This is a genomic window from Pseudomaricurvus hydrocarbonicus, from assembly GCF_011602365.1.
Classification (GTDB): domain Bacteria; phylum Pseudomonadota; class Gammaproteobacteria; order Pseudomonadales; family Cellvibrionaceae; genus Pseudomaricurvus; species Pseudomaricurvus hydrocarbonicus.
In genome coordinates this window covers 216,720-238,880 of the sequence record NZ_JAAONZ010000003.1, presented here as the reverse complement: position 1 = coordinate 238,880, position 22,161 = coordinate 216,720, and the positions used below count along the sequence as shown (strand labels likewise).

The window sequence follows — 22,161 nt, the reverse complement described above, 5'->3', positions numbered from 1 at the left end:
CTTCAACCTAATCGGCCAGTGCCGCCAACTGATCGGCCTGATACTCATTCACCAGTGGCTGAATAACTTCACCCAGCTCGCCTTCCATGACTTCCTGCAACTTGTAAAGGGTCAGGTTAATACGGTGGTCAGTCACCCGCCCCTGAGGGAAGTTGTAGGTGCGAATGCGCTCGGAGCGATCCCCGCTACCCACCAGGTTACGCCGTTCATCGGCAATATTTTTGGCCGCCACTTCCTCCTGCGCATTTTTCAGCCGCGACGCCAGCAGTGACATCGCCCGGGCGCGATTTTTATGCTGGGAGCGCTCGTCCTGACACTCCACCACCAGGCCCGTGGGCAGATGGGTAATGCGGATTGCCGAATCGGTTTTGTTGACGTGCTGACCACCGGCACCGCTGGCCCGAAATGTATCCACGCGAATGTCGGCCTTGTTGATTTCCACCTCTTCCATGGCGTCCGCTTCCGGCATAACGGCTACCGTACAGGCGGATGTGTGAATGCGGCCCTGGGATTCCGTGTCGGGTACCCGCTGCACCCGATGCGCACCGGACTCAAACTTCAGCTTGGAATACACCCCCTGCCCCACGATACGGGTGATGATTTCTTTATAACCGCCGTGATCGCCCTCATTTTCACTGAGAATTTCAATCTTCCACTTCTGGGTTTCTGCGTATTTGGAGTACATGCGAAACAGGTCACCGGAGAAGATAGCCGCCTCATCGCCACCGGTTCCGGCGCGAATTTCCAAAAACACATTCTTCTCATCATTGGGGTCTTTGGGCAACAATAACCGTTGCAGTTCCAGCTCCAGAGGCTCCTGTCGGGATTCGCTTTCCTTTAGCTCTTCCTGGGCCATTTCCCGCATGTCCGCATCGCCGTCTTTCAACAGGGATTTGGCTTCATCAATGTCTTCCATCACCTGACAGTATTCCGCGAAGCACTTCACCACCGGTTCCAGCTCAGCGTATTCCTTGGAAAGGTCACGAAAACGGTTTTGATCCGAGATGATTTCCGCATCGCTTAATAACGCGGCAACCTCACCGTAACGGTCCTGCAAATTTTCCAGTTTTTCCCGGATTGAAGCTTTCATAGTCGAATTCTCAAAATATTCAGTGAGCCTGGCTAACACCACGCAGCTCGATGATTTTGGGTTATGTCATTATATTCTGATACGCCAGCAGGCAGGCGCTCATCAGCAGGCCTGCCACCCAGCGGAGGTTAAAGGGTGCTACAAGTCGTGCAGTTTACGCTCAGAGGGCTGATGGTCAGGCAGGGTGTTCTCAGGGTGCTTACGGCCAGAACACACCGCGTCAGCTGATTCACTGCCGGGCCGCTCAGTGGCCAACGGCTCATCGTTACAGGGTTTGCCTGCAGACATAGCACTATCCGGCACGGCAGAGGTAAGCGGCCCGTTTGCGGTCGGCTTGCTATCGGCACGCACCGTATCTTCGCCCGACAAATCAAATAATTCATGGGTCAAATCGAGCAACTGGTTATCGCCAGAAGCGCCGGCTTTCTTCAAACGTGTGGTCGGTCCATGCAACAGTTTGTTCGTCAAACCACGCGCCAACTGACTCAACACCTGTTCCGGGGCGGCACCGGATTCGAGGGATTTTAACGCCTTGCTCAATTCCTGATCGCGAACACTCTCGGCTTTCTGCCGATACGCTTTAATGGTGGCAACCGAATCCAGCGCCCGCTGTTCACGCAGGTATTGGCGGACACCATCAGCGACAATGGTTGCCGCTTTTTCTGCGGCCTGCTGGCGGGAGCGCTTGCCTTCATCAATCACTTCCCGCAAGTCATCGACGCTATACAGGTACACGTCATCCAATTCGCCCACTTCCGGCTCCACATCACGTGGCACTGCGATATCCACCATAAACATCGGCTTGTGCCGGCGTTTTTTCAGGGCGGACTCTACCGCGCCCTTGCCCAATAACGGCAACTGACTGGCGGTGGAGGTAATGACAATGTCAGCGCGGTGTAAATGATCCGGAATGTCAGCCAGCAACACCGCTTCTGCCGAAAACTTCTCCGCCAGCAGACTGGCGCGCTCCAGTGTTCTGTTGGCCACAATGATGTGCCCAACTCCCTGTTGCGCCAGGTGTTGAGCCACCAGCTCAATGGTTTCACCGGCACCGATCAGCAGCGCAGTATCCTGCTTGAGGTCAGAGAAAATTTGCTGCGCAAGAGACACCGCGGCATAGGCCACCGACACGGGGTTTTCACCGATGGCCGTCTCGGTGCGAACCCGCTTGGCTATCCCGAAGACCTGGTGAAAGGCATTGTGCAAGCTGCGTCCCACCGTACCGGCGTCGCAGGCGACGGAATAGGCGGATTTCATCTGCCCCAGAATCTGCGGCTCCCCCAGCACGAGCGAGTCCAGCCCGCTGGCCACTTTCATCATGTGGCCAACGGCCTCTTCGTCTCGATAACAGTAATGACAACTGTCCAAATCCGCCGGGTTGAGTTGGTGAAAACTTTCCAGCCAATGCTGCACTGGCGCATAGAGCTTGGCCGGATCCGCTGCGGGGTCAGCGCTTTCCAGCAGGTCAACGTAAACCTCGGTGCGGTTACAGGTGGAAAGAATCGCAATTTCTTCCAAATGAGGGTAGTCGCAGGCCTTCAACAAGGCCTCCCGCATCTGCTCGGGTGCAAAGGCCACGCGTTCCCGGATGTCCAGGGAAGCCGTATTGTGATTGATGCCAAAAGCCAGCAGAGTCATAGAGCGCTAATAATGTTCACAAGTACAAGTCAAAGGGCGTGATTTTCCGGCTACAGCCACTTTCTGGCAAGAGGCCCTACCCTGAATAATGGGCCATTATTACAAAATTGACGCCGGATTACTTGCAGAGAGTGCAATCAGCGCCCAACAATCCACTGCATCAGGACGGTCTTTCAGTCTGAATCCAGCTCGTGTCAGAGGGTTTCCGGCAGGCCCCCGGCAAACTCGGTGATATGCCGCGCCCCAAATGCCCTCACGCAACCCGAGTCTGCGCCATATGCCGTTGATAATTCACAAGAAATGGCATATTGCATGCAAAGAACTGCCGGTTCGGCAAATTCAAAACTATACTGGCTATTGAGCCTGGCAACCTTTCACCGGTATGGTTGTCTCAAAGATTGTGGCTCTCATATGGCCATTATTAACTTTGGGACGCCTGTTGATGGTTCACACTCGTTTTATGACACGGATGGTTGGTCGCTTTCACGCGGGTCATAGAGCGGAGCACTCCATCCTCAGCCCACCTTAATTCCCGAGAGAGAAAAGCAGCCTTTTCATGACACGACGACTTCTCAGCACCATGATCTTCACCGCCCTGTTCCTGCAGGGTTGCGCCACTCAACTCACCGCCCCCGCCAACCAGACGGCCAGCGACACCGCTACTGACCCGGAATCTGCCGCAGAGGTCAAAAAACCCAGTCGTCCTTTTGCCCCCGAGACGCTCTATTCTTTACTGGTTGCCGAAATGGCTGGCAGTCGCGAACGTTACGACATCGCGCTCGGCAACTACATCCAGCAGGCCCACAAAACTCGCGACCCGGGTGTTGCGGCAAGAGCCACCCGCATTGCCCGTTACCTTAATGCCCGCCAGGCGGCGCTCAACACCTCCTTGCTGTGGGTTGAAATCAGCCCGGATGACCTGGAAGCCCACTTTATTGCTGCCACCGAACTCACCCGCAGCGGACGCCTGATGGAAGCCGTCGAGCACTCCAACTACCTGCTGCAACACCACAGCACCCCGATCTATCAAAGCATTGCCGCTCAAGCCTCCAAAGCCACGGAGCCCGAACGCGAAGAACTGCGACAATCCTTTCTGCAACTGCATGAGCAATACCCGCAAAATACCGAGTTGCTGATTGGTCTGGGGCTGCTGTATCAACAGCAAAATGAGCTGGAAAAAGCTCTGGAGATGGCGGGCAAGGCTCTGGACGTGGACGAAGAACTGATACCCGCGGTGATTCTGGAAACCACCATTTTGACCCAGTTACAGCAGCCTGAAAAAGCCATCAAACGCCTGGCTCAACTGGTCAACCGCCACCCTGAAAACAAACGCCTGCGGCTGCAGTACGCCCGCCTCCTGGCATCAACCGACCTCGAAAAAGCGCAGGAACAATTTACCCTGTTGCTGGAAGAATCCCCTAACGATCCAGAGCTGCTGTACTCTCTCGCCCTGATCTGCAACGAACGCGGCCTGCTGGACGAAGCCGAAGAGTACTTTACCGAACTCACCACCTTCGAGCGCCACCGCTCTTCGGCACACTACTATCTCGGCCGAATTGCCGAAAAGCGCCAGCTCTGGGACCAGGCCCTGCAGAATTACATTCTGGTGGGACCCGGGCCAGACTTCATGCCGGCCATGTTGCAAACCACCGACATTCTGGTCCGTGGCGGACAACTCAAAGCCGCCCACAAACGACTCAATGCCGCTCGCGATCGATTCCCCAGCCAGGCTGAACGGTTTTACCTGCTCGAAGCCGAAGTGTTAAGCCGTCACCTCAACCTGGTGGATGCGAAGAATGTTCTGACCCAGGGCCTGAACCAGTTTCCCGGCAGCTCGGCCCTGCTGTACAGCCGCGCCATGGTCAGCGAACAGCTGGACATGATCGATGTGCTGGAAAGTGATCTGCGCAGCATCATCCAACAGGACCCCAACAATGCCACCGCTTTAAATGCCCTGGGTTATACCCTGGCCGATCGAACCGACCGCTACAGCGAAGCCCACGACCTGATTTCCCAGGCTCTGCAACTGAAACCTGATGACCCCGCCATCATTGACAGCATGGGCTGGGTGCAATATCGCCTGGGCAACATGAAAGAGGCCCTGCTGAGGTTGAGAGAAGCCATGAAAGCCTTTCCCGATCATGAAATTGCTGCGCATCTGGGTGAAGTGCTGTGGATGAACGGTGAGCACGACGAGGCCGAAAAAGTCTGGGCAGAGGGCATGAGACTGGAACCCAGCAGCCGGGTCATTCCCGCCGTGATGGATCGCTTGAAATCCTCAGAGGCGTCAAACACGACGCCCTGACCAAAACGCGCTATCATCTGCGCACCGCGCCGCGCTCGGAACACTACATTCTCCACCGGCAACTTAATGACCCGACACCCAACCAAAGATCAGCCCCGCGCGACAGCGGCGATACCCAAGCCACTGTCAGCACCCCGGTGCGAACCTTTGGTCTGCAACCGACCATACTCATGACACAAACACCAACCCGTTTTTTTGCTTACTGCCTTTCGTCGGTGCCAGCCATCCGGCTGCCCAGTGCGGCAACGATCCTGCTTTTGCTCACCGCCTGTGCCGGTCAACAGATGCCCGACAGTGCCCAACAAACACCCCCATTACCCGCCGCGCCCTCCGCGCTGACCCAGTGGGATGATTACCGCACCGTTCTCGGAAATATCGCCCACTGGCAGGTGCAGGGCAAACTTGGCATCCGCGTCCCCGATCACTCCGGCAGCGTTTATTTCAACTGGAAACAGCTGCCGGAACAATTCGCCATCCTGCTCAACGGCCCTCTGGGGCAGGGTAGCACCTGGGTGCGCGGCACTGACAACCAGGTCTCTTTAGAGCAAGCCGGACAGGAAGCGCGGTTCGCGGCCACCGCCGAACAACTGATGTACAACACCCTGGGCTGGTGGCTGCCGGTCAGCGAACTGAACTATTGGGTAAAAGGCATCCCGGCCCCCAATCAACCGGTGAACCAAAGCATCCACTATGAGGATGGCACCCTGCAAACGCTGCAGCAAAACGGCTGGGACATCAGCTACCCCCGCTATCAGCAGATTGATGGCTGGCAACTACCCGGTAAAGTGGTGGCACGCCATCGCCTGGCGGACCAGGACAGCGACATCAAACTGACCTTCATCATTAACCAGTGGCAGTTGCATTGAGTCGGGCGGTGAAACCCGGCCTGACGGCGTGTCTGGCGCCTTTATACCGCGCTCCCTGACACTAACTGACCCACTTACACTGAAGACCTTACTCAAGACCCATACCCACATGAACTCGATAACGCTGCCGGCGCCGGCCAAACTGAATTTGTTTTTACACATCACCGGACAACGGAGTGACGGCTACCACACCCTGCAGACCCTGTTTCAGCTGCTGGATTTTGGCGACCAGCTGCACTATCAGCGCCGCCAGGATGAGCAGATCACCCTGCAGCCGGACATCCCCGGCGTCGCCACCGAAGACAACCTCATTGTACGCGCAGCCCGCTTACTTCAGGGCTATGCTCAACAACATCGGGCCCGAGTGGATCTGGACAACCCGCCACTGGGTGTCGACATTCATCTCGACAAGCGGCTGCCGATGGGAGGGGGTATCGGCGGCGGCAGCAGCAACGCAGCGACCACCTTGCTGGCCCTTAACCACCTCTGGGGGCTGCAGCTCGATACTGACACTCTCGCCGAACTGGGGCGCCAGCTTGGCGCCGACGTACCGGTTTTCATCCGCGGCAAAACTGCCTGGGCAGAAGGCATCGGCGAACAGCTGCAAGCTGTTGAAATGCCAGAAGATTGGTTCCTGGTGCTAACCCCCGACTGCCACGTTTCCACCGCTGAAATTTTTTCACACAAAGATTTGACAAGAGGCACGTCGGACATTACAGTAGCGGCCTTTCTTGAGCAGGGTGGTCACAACGACTGCCAACCACTGGTCAGAAACCTCTTCCCTGAAGTGGATTCTGCACTGGAATGGTTAAGCCGATATGGCGATGCCAAGATGACCGGAACAGGTGCTTGCGTGTTTGCCCCGTTCGACGACAAAGCCTCTGCTGAGGCGGTACTGGCCAAAGCGCCGGATCACCTGAAAGGGTTTGTTGCTCGCGGAGTCAATCAATCAGAAGTACATCAACTGTTAAACCGGTGAACACCACTGGGGTGTAGCCAAGCGGTAAGGCAGCGGGTTTTGATCCCGTCATGCGAAGGTTCGAATCCTTCCACCCCAGCCATTTTAGAGCTTGGTAAAAGCTCAATAAAAACAGCTGACCTGAAAAGGTCGGCTGTTTTTGTATTAGCAGCCGTGAGAATGAGACGCTCTCATCCTGTGGTTAACACCTTCAGGTGAATGTCGATAAGTGACCAGTATTGGCGAAAACTGCTAACCTCTTTTATTACAAATTTTGTACAACGCCCGACTGCTGTACAAACATGAAATTGCACTGACGCACTCAGAACTGTCCTAACCAAGAAAAGGTACCGCACGTGGCTGAATTAATGGTCTTTACCGGCAACGCAAACCCTGAACTGGCCAACCAAATCGTCGATCGCCTGGGCATTCCCATGGGTGACGCGACCGTTGGCAAATTCTCCGATGGCGAAATCACCGTTGAGCTGAATGAAAACGTCCGTGGTCGCGATGTCTTTGTGGTTCAGTCCACCTGCGCACCCACCAATGACAACCTGATGGAGCTGATCGTGATGGTCGACGCCCTGCGCCGCGCCTCCGCCGCCCGCATCACCGCCGTCGTCCCCTACTTTGGCTATGCCCGCCAGGATCGCCGCGTTCGCTCTTCTCGTGTCCCCATCACCGCCAAAGTAGTGGCTGACATGATGGTCGGCGCCGGCATTGACCGCGTACTCACCGTTGATCTTCACGCCGAGCAGATTCAGGGATTCTTTGACGTCCCGGTGGACAACGTTTACGGCTCTCCCGTGCTGCTCGACGACATCCACAGACAGAACTACGAAGACATGATCATTGTCTCTCCGGACATCGGTGGCGTGGTACGTGCCCGCGCCCTGGCCAAACAGATTGGCATTGAGCTGGCGATCATTGATAAACGTCGTCCGAAAGCCAATGTGGCCGAGGTCATGAACCTGATCGGTGAAGTAGAAGGCCGCACCTGCCTGCTGGTGGATGACATGGTGGACACCGCTGGCACCCTCTGTGGCGCCGCCAAAGCCCTGAAAGAGTTCGGCGCAAAGAAAGTTATCGCTTACTGTACTCACCCCGTGCTGTCGGGCAAGGCCATGAGCAACATCACCAACTCCGTGCTGGATGAATTAGTTGTCGCCGATTCCATTCCTTTGAGTGACGACGCCAAGAATTGTGGTAGAATCCGCCAGCTCACTTTGTCGGCCATGCTGGCCGAAGCGGTACGCCGCCTGAGCAACGAAGAATCTCTGAGTGCTATGTTCCGCTAAACATTGACGACGGTTTCGCCAAACACCAACGACAGTTTCGCTAAGCCATTGATTTAGAAAACATTTCACTTGGAAAACGTCACTAAAGCCTGCCTCGCACCCCGACTCTCGCAGTCGAACCGGGAACGACACGCAGGCTTTAGTGTTTTAAAGCCTGTCGGGTTTCTGGTCGCGGAATCCGAACAGTATCATTTGAGGAAAGACACATGTCTGAAGATTTTGTATTGAATGCCGTAGCCCGTGAAGATGCAGGGAAAGGTGCGAGCCGCCGCCTGCGTCGTCTGGAAGGCCAAGTACCTGCTATCGTTTACGGTGGCACGAAAAAGCCAGCCACCATCCAGATCCCGCACAAAGATCTGGTTAAGCAGCTGGAAAATGAAGCGTTTTACTCGCACATCATCACCATCAACGTCGGTGACAAGAGCGAAAGCGTTTTGTTGAAGGACCTGCAGCGCCACCCATCCAAACCGGTGATCATGCACGCCGACTTCATGCGCGTCTCCAAGACCAAGAAAGTCGCCGTTAAGGTACCTCTGCACTTCATCAACGAAGACAACAGCAAAGGCGTTAAAGTGCAAGGCGGTAAAGCCATTCACACCATGACCGAGCTGGAAATTGAATGTCTGGCAGCAAACCTGCCCGAGTTCATTGAAGTGGATCTGGCCGATATGGAACTGGGTCAAACCCTGCACATCTCCGAGCTGGTTCTGCCTAAAGACGTGACCTCCGTGGCCCTGTCTCACGGTGAAGATCACGACGGCGCGGTTGTTTCCATCATCAAGCCGAAAGGCATGACGGAAGACACTGAAGCGTCCAGCGAAGAAGGTGGAGAAGACGCAGCCGAGTAATTCGGACGCATCGCTCCCAAGGCCAGCTGCGACAGCAAGCCTTGACGAACGGCCGGCGAGTGGAGACACTCCCGGCCGTTTTTGTATGTTATTGATTTTCAGGATACCCGCACTGCACCAGGGACCCCATTTATGGACACACCTATTCAGCTGATTGTCGGCCTCGGAAACCCCGGCAACGAATACCACCAAACCCGTCACAATGCCGGTGCCGATTTTGTCACCGAGCTGGCCCGCCAGCACAACACCAGCCTGACGCCGGAAAAGAAGTTTTTTGGCAGCATCGGCCAGATCACGATTGATCACCGCCCGATCCGCCTGCTGATTCCGGCCACCTTCATGAACCGCAGCGGACAGTCGGTAGGCGCACTGGCGAACTTTTACAAAATTCCGCCCGAGGCGATTCTGGTGGCCCACGATGAACTGGACATGGAACCCGGCATCGCCAAACTGAAAATCGGTGGCGGCCACGGCGGTCACAACGGCTTGCGGGACATCATCAGCGCGCTGGGAAACAACAAAAACTTTGCCCGCCTGCGCATTGGCATTGGCCATCCCGGCAACGCCAAGCAAGTCTCGGCCTACGTCCTCAAAAAAGCCCCGACTGATGAATTCAACCAGACCGAAGACAGCATCTACGCCGCCTGCCAAGTCATGCCGCACCTGGTTCGAGGCGAATGGAATGCGGCTATGAAACAGCTGCACACCTCGTAAACACCCCAAAACCACACAAACCAGTAAGTTCGACCGGTAAATTGATGCCCGCAACCTAAGCGCCATCAACGTAAGCACTTACCATCCCCGCACAGACCGCCTCAGCAGCACCTATACCCGTCGAGATGCGCCAGCGCCTCGGCGGTTCAGCTCCAGCCAGCCCTGCAGGCTTCACTGTGTCAGACAAACTTCTCACCATCGCCGGCATTTTCACTGACGGATTTTAAAATCCGTTAGACGCGCCATCGCCCCCCTCATCACAATGACAGCCGAATGAGTAATTCCGTCTCCATTTGCCGAAAGACCCCTTCCGGTTAATACCTGAAGACTGCCCGCAACACCTAAAAAGCTTAAGACCAAAGGATTTGTAACCAATACCACCAAAACAAAAAAAACCTTAAAAAGGAATGCACCATGACACTGTATCGCCCTGCTCCAGTCCAGCCACTGTCTCGCTTTCAATCACGGTCTCTGTTGCAACCACTGCCCCTCTCTCAACCGCTGGTCCTGGCCATAGCCCTCGCCATCAGCAGCGGCGCCAGTGCCGACACGGCATCAGACTCTCCCGGCCCTACAGGATCTCCCGGTTACACTCTGGAAGAATTGATTGTTACCGCCCAGAAACGCGAACAGAGCTCCATGGAAGTTCCGATTGCCATAGGTACTTTTTCGCCACAAGACATGGAAAACACCGGCGCCCTGGTGCTGGATGATATCGATGACTACATCCCAGGCTTTGACTCCGGGGGCGGCCTCACGCAGGCCCGCTTCAGCATCCGCGGCATTGAGAGCGCCAACATCAGCTCCGGCGGCGATGCCTCGGTGGCCACTTTCTACGACGGGGTCTACCTGCCCCGGGCAGCCACCACCATAGCCTTCTCCGATATGGAGCGTATCGAAATTCTGAAAGGCCCCCAGGGAACGCTGGCGGGCCGCAACGCCGCGGCGGGCAGCATCAATATGGTCCCCAATCAACCACTGCCCGACAGCTCGGAAGGCTTTATCCAGCTGAAAGCCGGCAACTATGGCCTGCAGCGCTGGGAGGGCATGCTCAACCTGCCGCTCGCTGACAATCTGGCCTTGCGCGCCAACCTCCTGAGCAACAATTTTGATGGCTACATTGACAACCAGCTACCCGGTGGCAGCGACATCGGCGAACAGGATAACCTCACCGGGCGCCTTGCCCTGCTGTGGCAGCTGAGCGACAGCACAGAATTACAACTCAATTACGACTTCGACGATACCGATAATGGCCCGGCTGCGGTCTCGGGCTACCGCCAGGGCAAAGTCTCCTTTGATGAGGCCTACAACGATGTCATCGACGGCCAGGAAACCCGCGATATGTACTCAGCCGGGCTCCGTCTCAACCACACTTTTGACGACAACTGGACACTGGGCTGGTGGGCCAATCATCGCGAACTGGACACCACCAACCGTCAGGACGAAGACGGCACCGGCAGCGTGTATACCTATCTGGATACAGACAACATTGAAAGTTCAGAGATTACCTACACCGAGCTGCAACTGAATTACAACAGCGACCGCATCAATTTTGTCGGCGGCCTGACCTACTCCAGAGAAAACAAAAGTCAGGACACCCACATCACCAGTACTGCAGAGACCGCCTCGACCCTGGCCACCCAGGTGGCCAACGGCTTGCTGGACGCCCTCTCCGGCGGCACCATCCCGGCCCTCGATCACCTCTGGAACCCGGCTGACTGGGATACCCTGTTTGGCGTACTCACCGGTGGCGGCTCACCCGGTGATTTTGCCGGCCTGGGCATTCCCGCCTACTCCAACGCCGAATACCAGGCGGCACTGGGTGGTATTTACGGGGCCGGCTATGGTCCGTTGCTCAACGGCTACCATGAGGTGCTCGCCGCGGGCTGGGTCAACAGCGACTATGCCGGCAGCCTCTGGACAGAGACGGTCAGCAACACCGGCACCTTCACCAACTACGGCATTTACGCCGACATTGATATAGCGGTAACCGATCAATGGAACCTGATCTTCGGCCTGCGCTACTCCAAAGATGAAAAAGAGTTCAGCTGGGGAAACCCGCTGAGCACCATGGCCAGTAACATTAATGCCGAGCGCGGCTACTATGCCAGCCTGGGCATTCCCTTTGTTGGAGACATCCCCACCGCCACCAACTTTCTGTCACCGTTGAGCCTGTCCGGCGTGGGGCTGGTGAACAGCCAGGTCACTGCGGCCGATGAATGGAGCAAAACCACCGGGCGAGCGGTGGTTCAATATCACATTAACGAAGACCTGATGAGTTTCCTGTCCTACTCCACCGGCTACACCTCCGGCGGCTTCGACAGCTTTGTTCTCAACTCATCCATCACACCACTGGACCCCGAAGACGTGGCCAACATCGAGTGGGGCCTTAAAGGTGACTTTTTTGACAATCGCCTGCGCACTCAATTCAGTTATTTCAAGATGGATTACAAAAATCGCCAAAAGTCAGTGACGTCGGCGGACCCCAGCATTCCAGGACTGGCCGCGCCGATCATCATCAGCGGTGACGAAGAGATCGACGGCTGGGAGCTGTCGCTGACCTGGGTGCCGACCCGCTCGCTGCAGCTGTCCATGGTCACCACCATGCGCAACAGTGACAGCGAATACGAAAACTACATTGATGCTCAAGGCAACCTCTCTGATGGCAGCAGCGAGACACCCGATACTCTCACCGCCTATACACTGTCGCTGGATTGGGCGCCTGATTTCAAGCTGCCAGGCAACCTCAACCTGCATCTGGATTATGTGTTCAATGAACAGGACTTTGGCCCCGACAGCCCAAATTATCTGCCGGAATATGAAACCATTGAAAACTTCGGCGACGACCAGAAAATCCTGAACGCCCGCCTGGCCTGGAGCAGTGAAGATGAGCACTACCTGCTGGCCCTGTGGGGCAAAAACCTGCTCGACAATCAATACACCGGTATTCCCGGCGGCCTGACCGCCAGCGATCTGGGCACGGCGCACACTCAGGTCAGCGCGCCTCTCACCTGGGGAATTGATGCCCGCTACAACTTTTAGGGGAGCGCCCCCTGAGAGCGTGAACGCGTGAGGCAGATTCGATGCCCTCACGCTCACGGCCCAACCCTCCGGCGCCAAACGGCGCAACCCCGTCCCGCCAGCCACAGGTCTGGCGGGCCAACCCTCTTGCAAGTCAACCCAGTCAGGCATGGGCAACTGCAGCTGCTCTGGTGTAGAATACGCGCCTTTGGACGGCAGCTGCCGCCACCACCCCCGTCAAGGGCCAACGGCCCACCATTGACCAACGCTCAAGAGACACCACCATGGGTTTTAATTGCGGCATCGTCGGCCTGCCCAACGTCGGCAAATCCACTCTGTTTAACGCCTTGACCAAAAACGGCATCGCAGCAGAAAACTTTCCCTTCTGCACCATCGAGCCCAACGAAGGTACGGTGACCGTGCCCGATCCCCGTCAGGACAAGCTGGCCGAGATTGTGAAGCCTGAACGTGTAATCCCCACCACCATGGAGTTCGTCGACATTGCCGGCCTGGTGGCCGGTGCCTCCAAGGGTGAAGGCCTGGGCAACAAATTCCTGGCCAACATTCGTGAAACCGACGCCATCGCCCACGTGGTGCGCTGCTTTGAAGATGAGAACGTCGTCCACGTCGAGGGCAAAATCAACCCCGCCGACGACATTGATGTGATCAACACCGAGCTGGCACTGGCCGATCTGGAAACCTGTGAAAAAGCCCTGCAGCGGGTCACCAAAGCCGCCAAAGGCCAAGACAAAGACGCCATTAAGCTGAAAGCTCTGCTGGAAAAGATCCTGCCGCACCTGAACGAGGCCCAGCCGCTGCGCAGCTTCGACCTGAAGGAAGACGAGTTCAAGCAATTGCGCGAGCTGAGCCTGCTGACGCTGAAACCCACCATGTACATTGCCAACGTGGACGAAGACGGCTTTGAAGACAACCCGTTCCTGGATACCGTGCGTGAAATTGCCGCCAGGGAACACGCGGTCGTGGTGCCCATCTGCAACAAGCTGGAAGCGGAAATTGCCGAGTTGGATGACGGCGAAAAAGCCGAGTTTCTGGAAGATCTGGGCATGGACGAGCCAGGCCTGAACCGCGTGATTCGCGGCGGTTACAGCCTGCTAGACCTGCACACCTACTTTACCGCAGGTGTCAAAGAAGTACGCGCCTGGACCATCCCGGTAGGTGCCACCGCGCCTCAAGCCGCCGGCAAGATTCACACCGACTTTGAAAAAGGCTTCATCCGCGCTGAAATCATCGGCTACGAAGACTTTGTCGCCAACAATGGCGAACAAGGGGCGAAGGACGCGGGTAAATGGCGCCTGGAAGGCAAGGACTACATCGTCAAAGACGGCGATGTGATTCACTTCCGCTTTAACGTCTAACGCACCGCGCTAACCGGACACAGAGCAGCGGATACAGCCGCTGCTCTCCCGCTCCGTGAGCTTGCCCCTCCATTCACTCTGACCGCTTTTGCAACACCTTCACCCTGGGTCTCGCCCAATCCTACCCCTCGATACAATCCACCCGAACACCACCTGTCTCGCCCCTGCTGCGGCTCAGCAACACCCAATACACAACCGAGTTCAACACCAGATAGCCCCCAAACACCATCACACTGCCGGACGCCAGGATCGGCCAGGCCAACGCAAAACCGATCCAGGATACCAGCAGGCGGATCCACTCCCACCGCTGCCGGCGCCCCTCCAGTAACCAGGCTGTGGTGACCAGAGGCAAGGTGATCATGACGAAACCCAGTACCACCAGCGGGTAACCCAATCCCTTGAAGTGCAACAAAAAGTAGACCAGCAGCGGCACGGCCAAGGCCAGCTGAAACATACCGTAGCTGCGGGTGCGTACATCCACCGCCGGATCGTATTTTTGAAAATGCTGCAGATCACACTGGCCCAGCGGGTAGTTGGCCGCCATATCCGCCGGGCGCCAGCCGGTGGGCATAAACCAGATACGGCACTTGTCCCACCAGCTCCGGGTGCGCCAGGCATCCCTGGCCAAACCGGCCCACACCTGCACATTGGCCCAGAGCGGATTGAGGGCGCGCACCGGCACCGTGGCACCATAGATAATCTCCACCTCATCCAGCTCCGGCTGAAACGTGCCGAACAGCCGATCCCACACGATAAACACCCCGCCGTGGTTTTTGTCGAGGTACTGGGGATTCTGACCGTGATGCACCCGGTGGTTGGACGGCGTCACCATCACGGACTCCATCCAGCCAAGCTTGTCGATATGTTGGGTGTGCACCCAGAACTGGTAGATCAGGTTCAGTGCGCCACAGGTCAGATACACCTCCAGCGGAATGCCCAGAGCCAACAGCGGCAGACCGAAAATCCAGGTCATAAAGCCGGTACTGGTCTGACGCAGGGCCGTCGTGAGGTTGTAGTCCTCACTCTGATGATGAATGGCGTGACCGGCCCAGAAGAAATTCAGGGTGTGTCCCATCCGGTGGGTCCAGTAATACAGAAAGTCGTAACCGACAAAGGCCACCACCCAGGTGAACCCGCTACTGCTGCTCCACGGTATCAGCCGCACTTCGGGCAACAGGCGATCAATCACCACACCCCCCAGGCTGAACACCACCAGCTGACTGGAGCGGCTGACAATTCCCAGCGACAGGCTGCCAAAGGCATCATTGAAGCGATAGTGGCCACTGCCGCGGCGACGATCCACCCAGACCTCCAGGCCGATCAGCCCCAAAAACAGCGGGATCGCCATCATCAGAATCGTGTCTTGCATGGTTATTCTCTGTATTTGTATCGGGTACGAGGGAACGCCCACCCGCCTTTATTGTTCTGCTGGTGACTCTACCCGCCAGCCCCACAGCAGACAATGGCCAATCCTGACCGATAAGTCGCAAATGGCGCCAGGCCACCGCTCACTGGAAATGTCCAACCGCCGAGCGGCCCGGTTAAATTCTTCGAAAATCAGACATTTAGGTGCTTGACATCAACCCGTCAAATCAGCAGAATAGCGCCCCTCGAAACGATGGCTAGGTAGCTCAGCTGGTTAGAGCACAGCACTCATAATGCTGGGGTCGGCGGTTCAAGTCCGCCCCTAGCTACCATCTTCGAAAGGCCCGACCGGTGAACAACCGTCGGGCCTTTTTTATGCGCCTCACATTTGTGCCCCGGATTTACACTCAGGGAGACACCACCACTACTGGCCGCCGGCTATTTCTGCTTCCATCGCCAGTACCAGCTCCTTGAGACCGGTATCATTGACCTGGATAAAACCGGCCTTACTCAGATCAAAATCCAGAATCACAAACATAATCGCCGTGACAACGAGAGCCAATACATACATGCGCCAGCGGCTTATTCGGCCTGATAAACCGGTATTAAACCCCACCACGGTCAGAGAGGCTGACGCCACAAACAGCTGCAGTATGACAATACTGATTGGCAGGAAATCGTTGATGGCCGCCAGGCGCACCTGATGCATATCCAGAACATGGTTGGTGTTGGAGATTAACGCCCCCTGTATCGCGGGCGAAGCCGCCTTGCCTACCGCCCGATTGACCAGCGGCCAGATTTTGGACTGGGCTTCCGTGGTGATCCGAATCGCCGCTTCCAGCTGTTCTGCCGTCGGCGTTGTTGGCAATTCCGCGGTTCGGGTTCTGGCGTAATCCAGCAGGGCTTGTCGCAGCCCGGTGCGCTCCGGCTCGGCAATGAGATCGGCCACATTAAAAGCCGAGCCAATGGCATTGACCTCTTGAATCACCGCGCTCTTACGAGCGTCAAAACGCGAGACCCCGGCCCCGTAAGTAAAAGCCAGAAGCAGGCCCAACAGCGCCAGAATAGAGGTTTGAACGACGGCACCACCGCCTGACTCGATGTTCTCCCAGCGCCGGCGTTGATACCAGCCAAATCTGTACCCGATCTCAACGGCGGTGATCAGGCAGACCAAAATCAGTGTTGAAATCAGCCCCATCGGGAGTTCATAGAGAACCGGTAAGAACAAGCAACTATCTCCTCATCAGACAATCACAGTCACAACGGGAAAGCAGGCCAGCCAAATCCCCAACCAAAGCAATTATCCCGCTAATACCGGCAGATAGAGCCGAGCCGCTTTAGGGCTTTTTTTGAATGCGTCGCGATCCGTTTTTTATTTCAAAGGCGCTGCATTCGTGTCAGCGGCAGTTTATTTGTTCCAGGGACCGCCGCGGAACAGCTCGGCGCCATTCGCATCAAAGAGGTACATCAGGCCATTGTCGGTCTTCCAACGCTTCACTCTCTTCAACGCTTCCAGAAGACGCTGCTCCTGCTCCATCAAGGCCGGCGGGCACATTTTACGAGTAGTGGCCAATTCACCGATTGTAATTTCGCCCTGCTCCACAGAATACGCACCGGAAAACTGATTGCAGGTGGCATGCCCGCTGAGCTGGTTATCCGCATGAAATTGATAATGGGCCGGGCTGTTGTCGATGACCCCCCTGCCCTCTATATAGTCTACATGCCAGACTCCCGATAAGGTTTGCGCCGACTGTGCGTCATCTTTCATCGTGCACCCACCGCCGAGCACCAAAGCCAGGAGACAGGTCGTGGGAATAATTTGGCGAGCCATTGGTACCACTCCGTTAAGCTGAAACCGATTTCCTTAAACCACTCTTCATCGCTGTGGACCATGTCCAGCACCGCTTTCCCGGCAATAGCACTCGCAGGAAAACGGCGCAGCTATTTCGAACGCGGTGCAACCACACCTGGCGAGCCAGCCTTTGGCCAAAGGGTTAGACAAGGGGGTCACTACCACAGGTCGTGCAAGGCTCCCACCAGCCCCGCCGAGGCATCGGTATTCTCAGCCAGATAGGATTCCATCATCGGAATAAACTGGTCCACCATTGACGGATCCATTCCCAGGGTACTGAACGCGGTTTTGACCGAGTCCATACTGTTAAAACTGTTCATCAAGCCGCTGACCAGGCTGCCGCCAGAGCCGGCACGGCTGTTGAGGCCCGGCAGCAGCGCCTGCAGTTGAGCGGCGTACTCATCGGGCAGCTGGTTACCGGCGTAGCCTACCAGAGCACCCAGCCCACCCAGTGCCTGAGTTTGTGACACTCCCAATTGTTCACCCACTGCCCCCACCAGACCATCAACCATGGGGGAGCCCGTACTGGCAGCACCGACCGGTGCCTCATCAGAACCGCCAAGCACTTCACTCAAGCTGAACCCCGACGACGCAGAGCTGAACACCATGCTGGCGAGCAGTGGCAGAGCAAACGTAAACCTGTGGCGCATCAATGGCATAGCGGTCTTTCCTTGAAGGTAATCCGTTAAAAGGCAAGGGAGGCAGGGGCACGCAGAGCGACCGGCGAGACACCTAACCCCTAAAATATAGATGAAAACCAGAACCGCTGTTGGCTTATTTGTCAGCCCGCTGTGCCGCGTCAGCCTCAAACCCTGGATTCCACAAACGGGCCATCGCCACCGGGTTCGAGGGGAAAAACAAATGCAGGTAGCTGGCGGTCAACCCCCGCTGGTGAAACAGCGACTCACCCGGAGCGGGGTGGCGCTGACGTCGACCAAAAGCAAACGGCTCCGGGGTGTTACGGCTGACTGAGCGGTGGTGTGCATGGCCACGCACATCACCTTCCGGTAAGGGCGCGGTTTGCATCCCCTGACACCCCCCCCTGGGGCGCATGACGGCCTCACCCGGCAGCAACCCCGCCATGGGAAATGTCTGCCCCTGCAGGTCAACCAAGGCTTCCAGGCAGTACATAAAACCGCCGCACTCGGCCAAAATCACTTTGCCACTCTCGTAAAAGGCCTGCAGGGAGGCACGCATAGTGTCATTCCCGGACAGGGCCTCAACGTGCAATTCCGGATAACCGCCGGGCAACCAGAGGGCATCCGCTGCGGGCACCGTCGAATCACTGAGGGGGGAAAAGAACACCACGCGGGCCCCAAAATGCGTTAACAAATCCAGGTTGGCCTGGTAGATAAACGTAAAGGCAGCGTCTTTTGCCACAGCGATGGTCATACCCTGCAAGGCATTTTCCGTTCTGGCTTCCAGCGCCGATTGCTGTGCCCTCTCGCCCTCAGGCACGGGGGCAAAATTGACGGGCGGGGGCAATTGGGTTAACCCACTCGCTTGCAGCCAATCCGCGCCGGTCTCCAGTCGACGCTCCATGTCATCCTTCGCCTCACTGGGCTGCACCAACCCCAAGTGTCGCTCGGGCAGGGCCACAGCCTCATCGCGACCTAAAGTGGCCAACAAGGGTAACGCCGCGGGCAGGGCCTCCCGAATTAACTGCGCGTGCCTCGCCGTTCCACAGCCATTGGCAATCAAGCCAGCGACCTGTAACTCCTGCCGGTAATTCGCCAACCCCACCGCAATGGCAGCCGCAGTTTGTGCCATGCCCTTGACGTCCATCAGCAGCGCCACCGGAACACCAAAGCGGATGGCCAAATCGGCACTGGAAGGCTCACCATCAAACAGCCCCATGGCGCCTTCTATCAAAATCAGGTCTGCCGTTTTGGCGGCGTCATACAGCGCTTGCCGACAGAACGCGTCTCCGGCCATCCACAAATCCAGTGGTACCACCGGCTGACCAGACGCCTGCTCCAGAATCTGTGGGTCCAGATAATCCGGCCCCGTTTTAAAGACTCTCACCCGATAGCCCTGACGCTGGAACAAACGCGCCATCGCCGCGGTTACCGTGGTTTTACCCTGCCCCGACGACGGCGCGGCAATAAACAATGCCGGGCAAGCCACCACCCCGGAGTCAAAGCCCGACGAATCGCTAGAAACTGAAGACATTAGTACTCGATACCTTGCTGGGCTTTCACGCCCAGCCGAAAGGCGTGGCGCTCATCCTGGATTACACTGATGGTGTCGGCGATGTCCTGTAAGGGTGTCGCCATGGTGCGCCCGGTAATGATGACATTTTGATGCTTCGGACGCGCCTTGAGAGCTGCGACTACCGGCTCGACCTCGAGATAACCATACTTAAACATGTAACTCATTTCATCAAAGACCAGAATGTTGTAGCTGTCGTCTTGCAACAGTTTCTCGGCCACCGCCCACGCCTGTTGAGCCGCCTCGATGTCTTTGGCCTGGTCCTGTGTTTCCCAGGTAAAACCGTGCCCCATCACATGCCAGTCGATTTGTGGGTGGTCACGAAACAGTTTGAACTCTCCGGTTTGCAATCGCCCCTTGATAAACTGAACCACACCGGCTTTCTGGCCATGTCCAACCGAACGCGCCATGGTGCCAAAGGCAGAACTGCTTTTGCCTTTACCGTTGCCTTTTAACAAAATCAAGACACCGCGCTCTTCGGTCGCCCGGGCAATTCTTTCATCAACCACGGCCTTGCGGGTTGCCATCCGTTTTTTGTGGGCAGCCTGCGACTTTTCACTGATCTCCGTCATGGTTTTGACTTACCTGTAGTTGCTAAAAAATAGTTACTCAAAATAGTTATTTACAATGGCTGTTCATAATCGTTATTCACAACAGCGGATCAAAATGGTTATGCAAACGCTGCTAAACGACCTTGATTACTCACTGGCTGTAACCGCAATACGGCGAAACACCCTCAGTAATCAACCCCTTTTCTGGCTTTAATCCCTTGCTTATAGGCATGTTTGATTTCTTTTACTTCCGACACCGTATCCATGATCTCTTTTAACGCGGCACCACCGCCGCGACCGGTGACCACAACGCTCTGTTCATAGGGACGGTTTTTAAGGGCGTTGATCACACGCTCCTCATCGAGGTATTTATAAGCCAACATATACGTCAGTTCATCCAACACCACCAGGTCGTACTGCTCGTCTTTAAGCAGAGGCTCCACGAATGCCCAGGTTTTTTCGGCGGCGGCAATGTCACCACTGCGATCCTGGGTATCCCAGGTAAAGCCGGTTCCCATTTGGTAAAAACTGACTTCGGGGCAATGATCTCTCAGGTAGATTTCTTCTCCGGACAACTGCTGCCCTTTGATGAACTGAACCACAGCCACTTTTTGGCCATACCCCAGAGCTCGCATAACAATACCGAAAGCGGAACTGGACTTTCCCTTGCCGTCACCGGTCAACAGTAACGCCACGCCACGCTCCTGCGAGGCGGCTTCAATGCCCGCGTCGACGTTGGCTTTTTGCTTCTGCATGGCCTGCTTGTGTTTTTGATCTTTTTTATCGTGTTCAGACATGGCTGTCTCCCGCATAGTCAAGCTCGGTGTGAGCCGGAAATTCATAAACATTGCAGGGAAAGGAAATCAAAGGGGATAGCGCCAGAGCAACCTGGCAGAAAAGAAATCCGCTTCGACAAGGCCCTCCGCGCTGTCGTCAGTGTAAAGTTTCCTCTCGACAGGGAGTTCAAATACCCACTGTTCAGGGAATACCGTTCAGGAACGCACGCCAAAAACGCACGCCAAAAACAGAGCTACCAGGCTGGTATCGGACTTCTGGCTGTACAAAATGCGAACAACTTGCAGGTTAGCAATTTGGCCAATTACCGTTGCGGGGGCAGTGTTGGACTTCAACCAAACTTCCCATTTACCGAAGCGCCCGCAAGCACTTCGCACCCAGTAAAGAGGAAAGTACTCTATTCATCCACTTGGTCAAAGTCAATTGCCGCTAACCCTGCCATCGCGACAATCCAGGCGGCCAGGCACCCGGGGTGAGGCAGCCCATGACTCATTTTTTGTACGATTTGGCGCCTAACCCCCGGCGCAGATCACAGATTGAATAATTCCGGAGGCCGTTAAGAATCGCATCGCATCTGGTTCATAGTTCGTTCACTTTTTTTATGATCTACTAGGCCCCCTAGCCCGTCGATAACCCTCGCTCTTTGGAGTTTTTAAATGTACAGAATTGGTTCTTTTATTTTAGCTTTGATTCTCAGCGCTACGGCAACCGCCGGAACTGCGGATATAGAACGGCAAAAAGTGCAAAAAATGCGCGTCCAGGTACTGGAGCGACTTTATCAGGAAGAGCCCGGAACCCGTGATGACATTCGCAATGCCGCCGGTTACGCGGTGTTCTCAAACCTCGGACTCAGCGTGGTATTTGTGTCCGCAGCCGGCGGCAATGGCGTTGCCCACAGCAATCGCACGGGCAAAGACACCTACATGAATATGGCTTCGGCCGGCGTTGGGCTGGGCCTGGGTATTAAAGACTTTCGAGCCGTGTTTGTCTTTCACACGCCTGAAGCCTACCAGGCCTTCATTGAAAAGGGGTGGGACTTTTCCGGTCAGGTGGACGCCGCCGCAAAATCCAGTGACCGCGGCACTGAAGCCAGTATGGCCGAAACCGCTGTGCCTAACGTCACCATCTATCAGCTGACGGAAACCGGCGTGACCCTGCAGGCCATGTTACAAGGGACAAAGTACTGGGCGGACAAAAAGCTGAACAGCTACTGAGCAAACAGACCTCACTCAAGGCCAGAGCTCTTCAAAGCCCATAGAGCTCAAAACTGTAG

Annotated in this window: 17 protein-coding genes, 2 tRNA genes, 1 pseudogene and 1 riboswitch; of the genes and pseudogenes, 11 read left to right on the top strand and 9 right to left on the bottom strand. The window is 56.1% G+C overall.

Annotation, left to right across the window (positions count from 1 at the left end):
* Positions 1–7: 7 nt before the first annotated feature.
* Together prfA and hemA are read right to left on the bottom strand one after the other, a co-directional pair.
* On the bottom strand, positions 8–1,090 hold the full coding sequence (prfA, locus tag G8770_RS05610; protein ID WP_167182963.1) for a peptide chain release factor 1: 1,083 nt from the start codon (positions 1,088–1,090) through the stop codon (positions 8–10).
* A 366-nt stretch (positions 1,091–1,456) separates the two neighbouring features.
* Positions 1,457–2,728, bottom strand: a pseudogene (hemA, locus tag G8770_RS05605) (glutamyl-tRNA reductase); the annotation flags it as partial.
* 556 nt (positions 2,729–3,284) lie between these two features.
* Here hemA and G8770_RS05600 point away from each other — a divergent pair.
* The 9 genes from G8770_RS05600 (at position 3,285) to ychF (ending at position 14,114) form a co-directional block, all read left to right on the top strand.
* Entirely contained in the window at positions 3,285–5,033 is a 1,749-nt protein-coding gene (locus G8770_RS05600; RefSeq protein ID WP_167182957.1) for a tetratricopeptide repeat protein, read from the top strand.
* A gap of 170 nt (positions 5,034–5,203) precedes the next feature.
* Positions 5,204–5,899 carry a lipoprotein insertase outer membrane protein LolB gene (gene lolB / locus G8770_RS05595; RefSeq protein WP_167182954.1) on the top strand — a complete coding sequence of 232 codons (696 nt, stop codon included), beginning with the start codon at positions 5,204–5,206 and terminating at the stop codon, positions 5,897–5,899.
* Positions 5,900–6,008: 109 nt separating this feature from the next.
* Positions 6,009–6,878, top strand: a complete 870-nt coding sequence (gene ispE, locus G8770_RS05590) for a 4-(cytidine 5'-diphospho)-2-C-methyl-D-erythritol kinase (RefSeq protein ID WP_167182951.1) — start codon at positions 6,009–6,011, stop codon at positions 6,876–6,878.
* Between the two features lie 7 nt (positions 6,879–6,885).
* Positions 6,886–6,960: transfer RNA gene (locus G8770_RS05585), tRNA-Gln, on the top strand.
* Between the two features lie 265 nt (positions 6,961–7,225).
* A complete protein-coding gene (locus G8770_RS05580) occupies positions 7,226–8,155 on the top strand; it encodes a ribose-phosphate pyrophosphokinase (protein WP_167183623.1) in 930 nt (309 codons plus the stop codon).
* Between the two features lie 206 nt (positions 8,156–8,361).
* A complete protein-coding gene (locus G8770_RS05575; protein WP_167182949.1) occupies positions 8,362–9,003 on the top strand; it encodes a 50S ribosomal protein L25/general stress protein Ctc in 642 nt (213 codons plus the stop codon).
* Between the two features lie 132 nt (positions 9,004–9,135).
* Entirely contained in the window at positions 9,136–9,717 is a 582-nt protein-coding gene (pth, locus tag G8770_RS05570; protein WP_167182946.1) for an aminoacyl-tRNA hydrolase, read from the top strand.
* A gap of 414 nt (positions 9,718–10,131) precedes the next feature.
* Entirely contained in the window at positions 10,132–12,759 is a 2,628-nt protein-coding gene (locus tag G8770_RS05565) for a TonB-dependent receptor (RefSeq protein ID WP_167182943.1), read from the top strand.
* A gap of 263 nt (positions 12,760–13,022) precedes the next feature.
* Positions 13,023–14,114, top strand: a complete 1,092-nt coding sequence (gene ychF, locus G8770_RS05560) for a redox-regulated ATPase YchF (protein WP_167182940.1) — start codon at positions 13,023–13,025, stop codon at positions 14,112–14,114.
* Positions 14,115–14,235: 121 nt separating this feature from the next.
* Here ychF and G8770_RS05555 read toward each other — a convergent pair whose 3' ends face one another.
* A complete protein-coding gene (locus tag G8770_RS05555) occupies positions 14,236–15,483 on the bottom strand; it encodes a sterol desaturase family protein (protein WP_167182937.1) in 1,248 nt (415 codons plus the stop codon).
* A 251-nt stretch (positions 15,484–15,734) separates the two neighbouring features.
* On the opposite strand from G8770_RS05555, the gene G8770_RS05550 reads away from it, so the two are divergent.
* A tRNA-Met gene (locus tag G8770_RS05550) sits at positions 15,735–15,811 on the top strand.
* Positions 15,812–15,903: 92 nt separating this feature from the next.
* Here G8770_RS05550 and G8770_RS05545 read toward each other — a convergent pair.
* The 6 genes from G8770_RS05545 to cobO (G8770_RS05520) form a co-directional block, all read right to left on the bottom strand.
* Positions 15,904–16,707 (bottom strand): bestrophin-like domain, encoded by an 804-nt coding sequence (locus tag G8770_RS05545; RefSeq protein ID WP_167182934.1) that lies wholly within the window; start codon positions 16,705–16,707, stop codon positions 15,904–15,906.
* A 180-nt stretch (positions 16,708–16,887) separates the two neighbouring features.
* Positions 16,888–17,310 (bottom strand): META domain-containing protein, encoded by a 423-nt coding sequence (locus G8770_RS05540; RefSeq protein ID WP_167182932.1) that lies wholly within the window; start codon positions 17,308–17,310, stop codon positions 16,888–16,890.
* Positions 17,311–17,489: 179 nt separating this feature from the next.
* Positions 17,490–17,990, bottom strand: coding sequence for a DUF2780 domain-containing protein (locus tag G8770_RS05535; RefSeq protein WP_167182929.1), 501 nt, complete (start codon positions 17,988–17,990; stop codon positions 17,490–17,492).
* A gap of 115 nt (positions 17,991–18,105) precedes the next feature.
* Complete coding sequence (locus G8770_RS05530) at positions 18,106–19,503, bottom strand: cobyrinic acid a,c-diamide synthase CobB (protein ID WP_167182926.1); 1,398 nt, start codon at positions 19,501–19,503, stop codon at positions 18,106–18,108.
* Positions 19,503–20,114, bottom strand: coding sequence for a cob(I)yrinic acid a,c-diamide adenosyltransferase (gene cobO, locus G8770_RS05525; protein ID WP_167182923.1), 612 nt, complete (start codon positions 20,112–20,114; stop codon positions 19,503–19,505). Before cobO (G8770_RS05525) ends, G8770_RS05530 begins: the two co-directional genes overlap by 1 nt.
* A 164-nt stretch (positions 20,115–20,278) precedes the next feature.
* Complete coding sequence (gene cobO, locus G8770_RS05520; RefSeq protein ID WP_167182920.1) at positions 20,279–20,890, bottom strand: cob(I)yrinic acid a,c-diamide adenosyltransferase; 612 nt, start codon at positions 20,888–20,890, stop codon at positions 20,279–20,281.
* Between the two features lie 222 nt (positions 20,891–21,112).
* Positions 21,113–21,284: riboswitch (cobalamin riboswitch) on the bottom strand.
* A 260-nt stretch (positions 21,285–21,544) separates the two neighbouring features.
* On the opposite strand from cobO (G8770_RS05520), the gene G8770_RS05515 reads away from it, so the two are divergent.
* Positions 21,545–22,102: a lipid-binding SYLF domain-containing protein gene (locus G8770_RS05515; RefSeq protein ID WP_167182917.1), complete on the top strand. Its 558-nt coding sequence runs from the start codon at positions 21,545–21,547 to the stop codon at positions 22,100–22,102.
* Positions 22,103–22,161 lie beyond the last annotated feature (59 nt).

Excerpts from the sequence above, each read along its gene's own strand:
- prfA (WP_167182963.1), bottom strand. The coding sequence starts at position 1,090 with ATGAAAGCTTCAATCCGGGAAAAACTGGAAAATTTGCAGGACCGTTAC.
- G8770_RS05600 (WP_167182957.1), top strand. The coding sequence starts at position 3,285 with ATGACACGACGACTTCTCAGCACCATGATCTTCACCGCCCTGTTCCTG.
- lolB (WP_167182954.1), top strand. The coding sequence starts at position 5,204 with ATGACACAAACACCAACCCGTTTTTTTGCTTACTGCCTTTCGTCGGTG.
- ispE (WP_167182951.1), top strand. The coding sequence starts at position 6,009 with ATGAACTCGATAACGCTGCCGGCGCCGGCCAAACTGAATTTGTTTTTA.
- G8770_RS05580 (WP_167183623.1), top strand. The coding sequence starts at position 7,226 with ATGGTCTTTACCGGCAACGCAAACCCTGAACTGGCCAACCAAATCGTC.
- G8770_RS05575 (WP_167182949.1), top strand. The coding sequence starts at position 8,362 with ATGTCTGAAGATTTTGTATTGAATGCCGTAGCCCGTGAAGATGCAGGG.
- pth (WP_167182946.1), top strand. The coding sequence starts at position 9,136 with ATGGACACACCTATTCAGCTGATTGTCGGCCTCGGAAACCCCGGCAAC.
- G8770_RS05565 (WP_167182943.1), top strand. The coding sequence starts at position 10,132 with ATGACACTGTATCGCCCTGCTCCAGTCCAGCCACTGTCTCGCTTTCAA.
- ychF (WP_167182940.1), top strand. The coding sequence starts at position 13,023 with ATGGGTTTTAATTGCGGCATCGTCGGCCTGCCCAACGTCGGCAAATCC.
- G8770_RS05555 (WP_167182937.1), bottom strand. The coding sequence starts at position 15,483 with ATGCAAGACACGATTCTGATGATGGCGATCCCGCTGTTTTTGGGGCTG.
- G8770_RS05540 (WP_167182932.1), bottom strand. The coding sequence starts at position 17,310 with ATGGCTCGCCAAATTATTCCCACGACCTGTCTCCTGGCTTTGGTGCTC.
- G8770_RS05535 (WP_167182929.1), bottom strand. The coding sequence starts at position 17,990 with ATGCCATTGATGCGCCACAGGTTTACGTTTGCTCTGCCACTGCTCGCC.
- G8770_RS05530 (WP_167182926.1), bottom strand. The coding sequence starts at position 19,503 with ATGTCTTCAGTTTCTAGCGATTCGTCGGGCTTTGACTCCGGGGTGGTG.
- cobO (WP_167182923.1), bottom strand. The coding sequence starts at position 20,114 with ATGACGGAGATCAGTGAAAAGTCGCAGGCTGCCCACAAAAAACGGATG.
- cobO (WP_167182920.1), bottom strand. The coding sequence starts at position 20,890 with ATGTCTGAACACGATAAAAAAGATCAAAAACACAAGCAGGCCATGCAG.
- G8770_RS05515 (WP_167182917.1), top strand. The coding sequence starts at position 21,545 with ATGTACAGAATTGGTTCTTTTATTTTAGCTTTGATTCTCAGCGCTACG.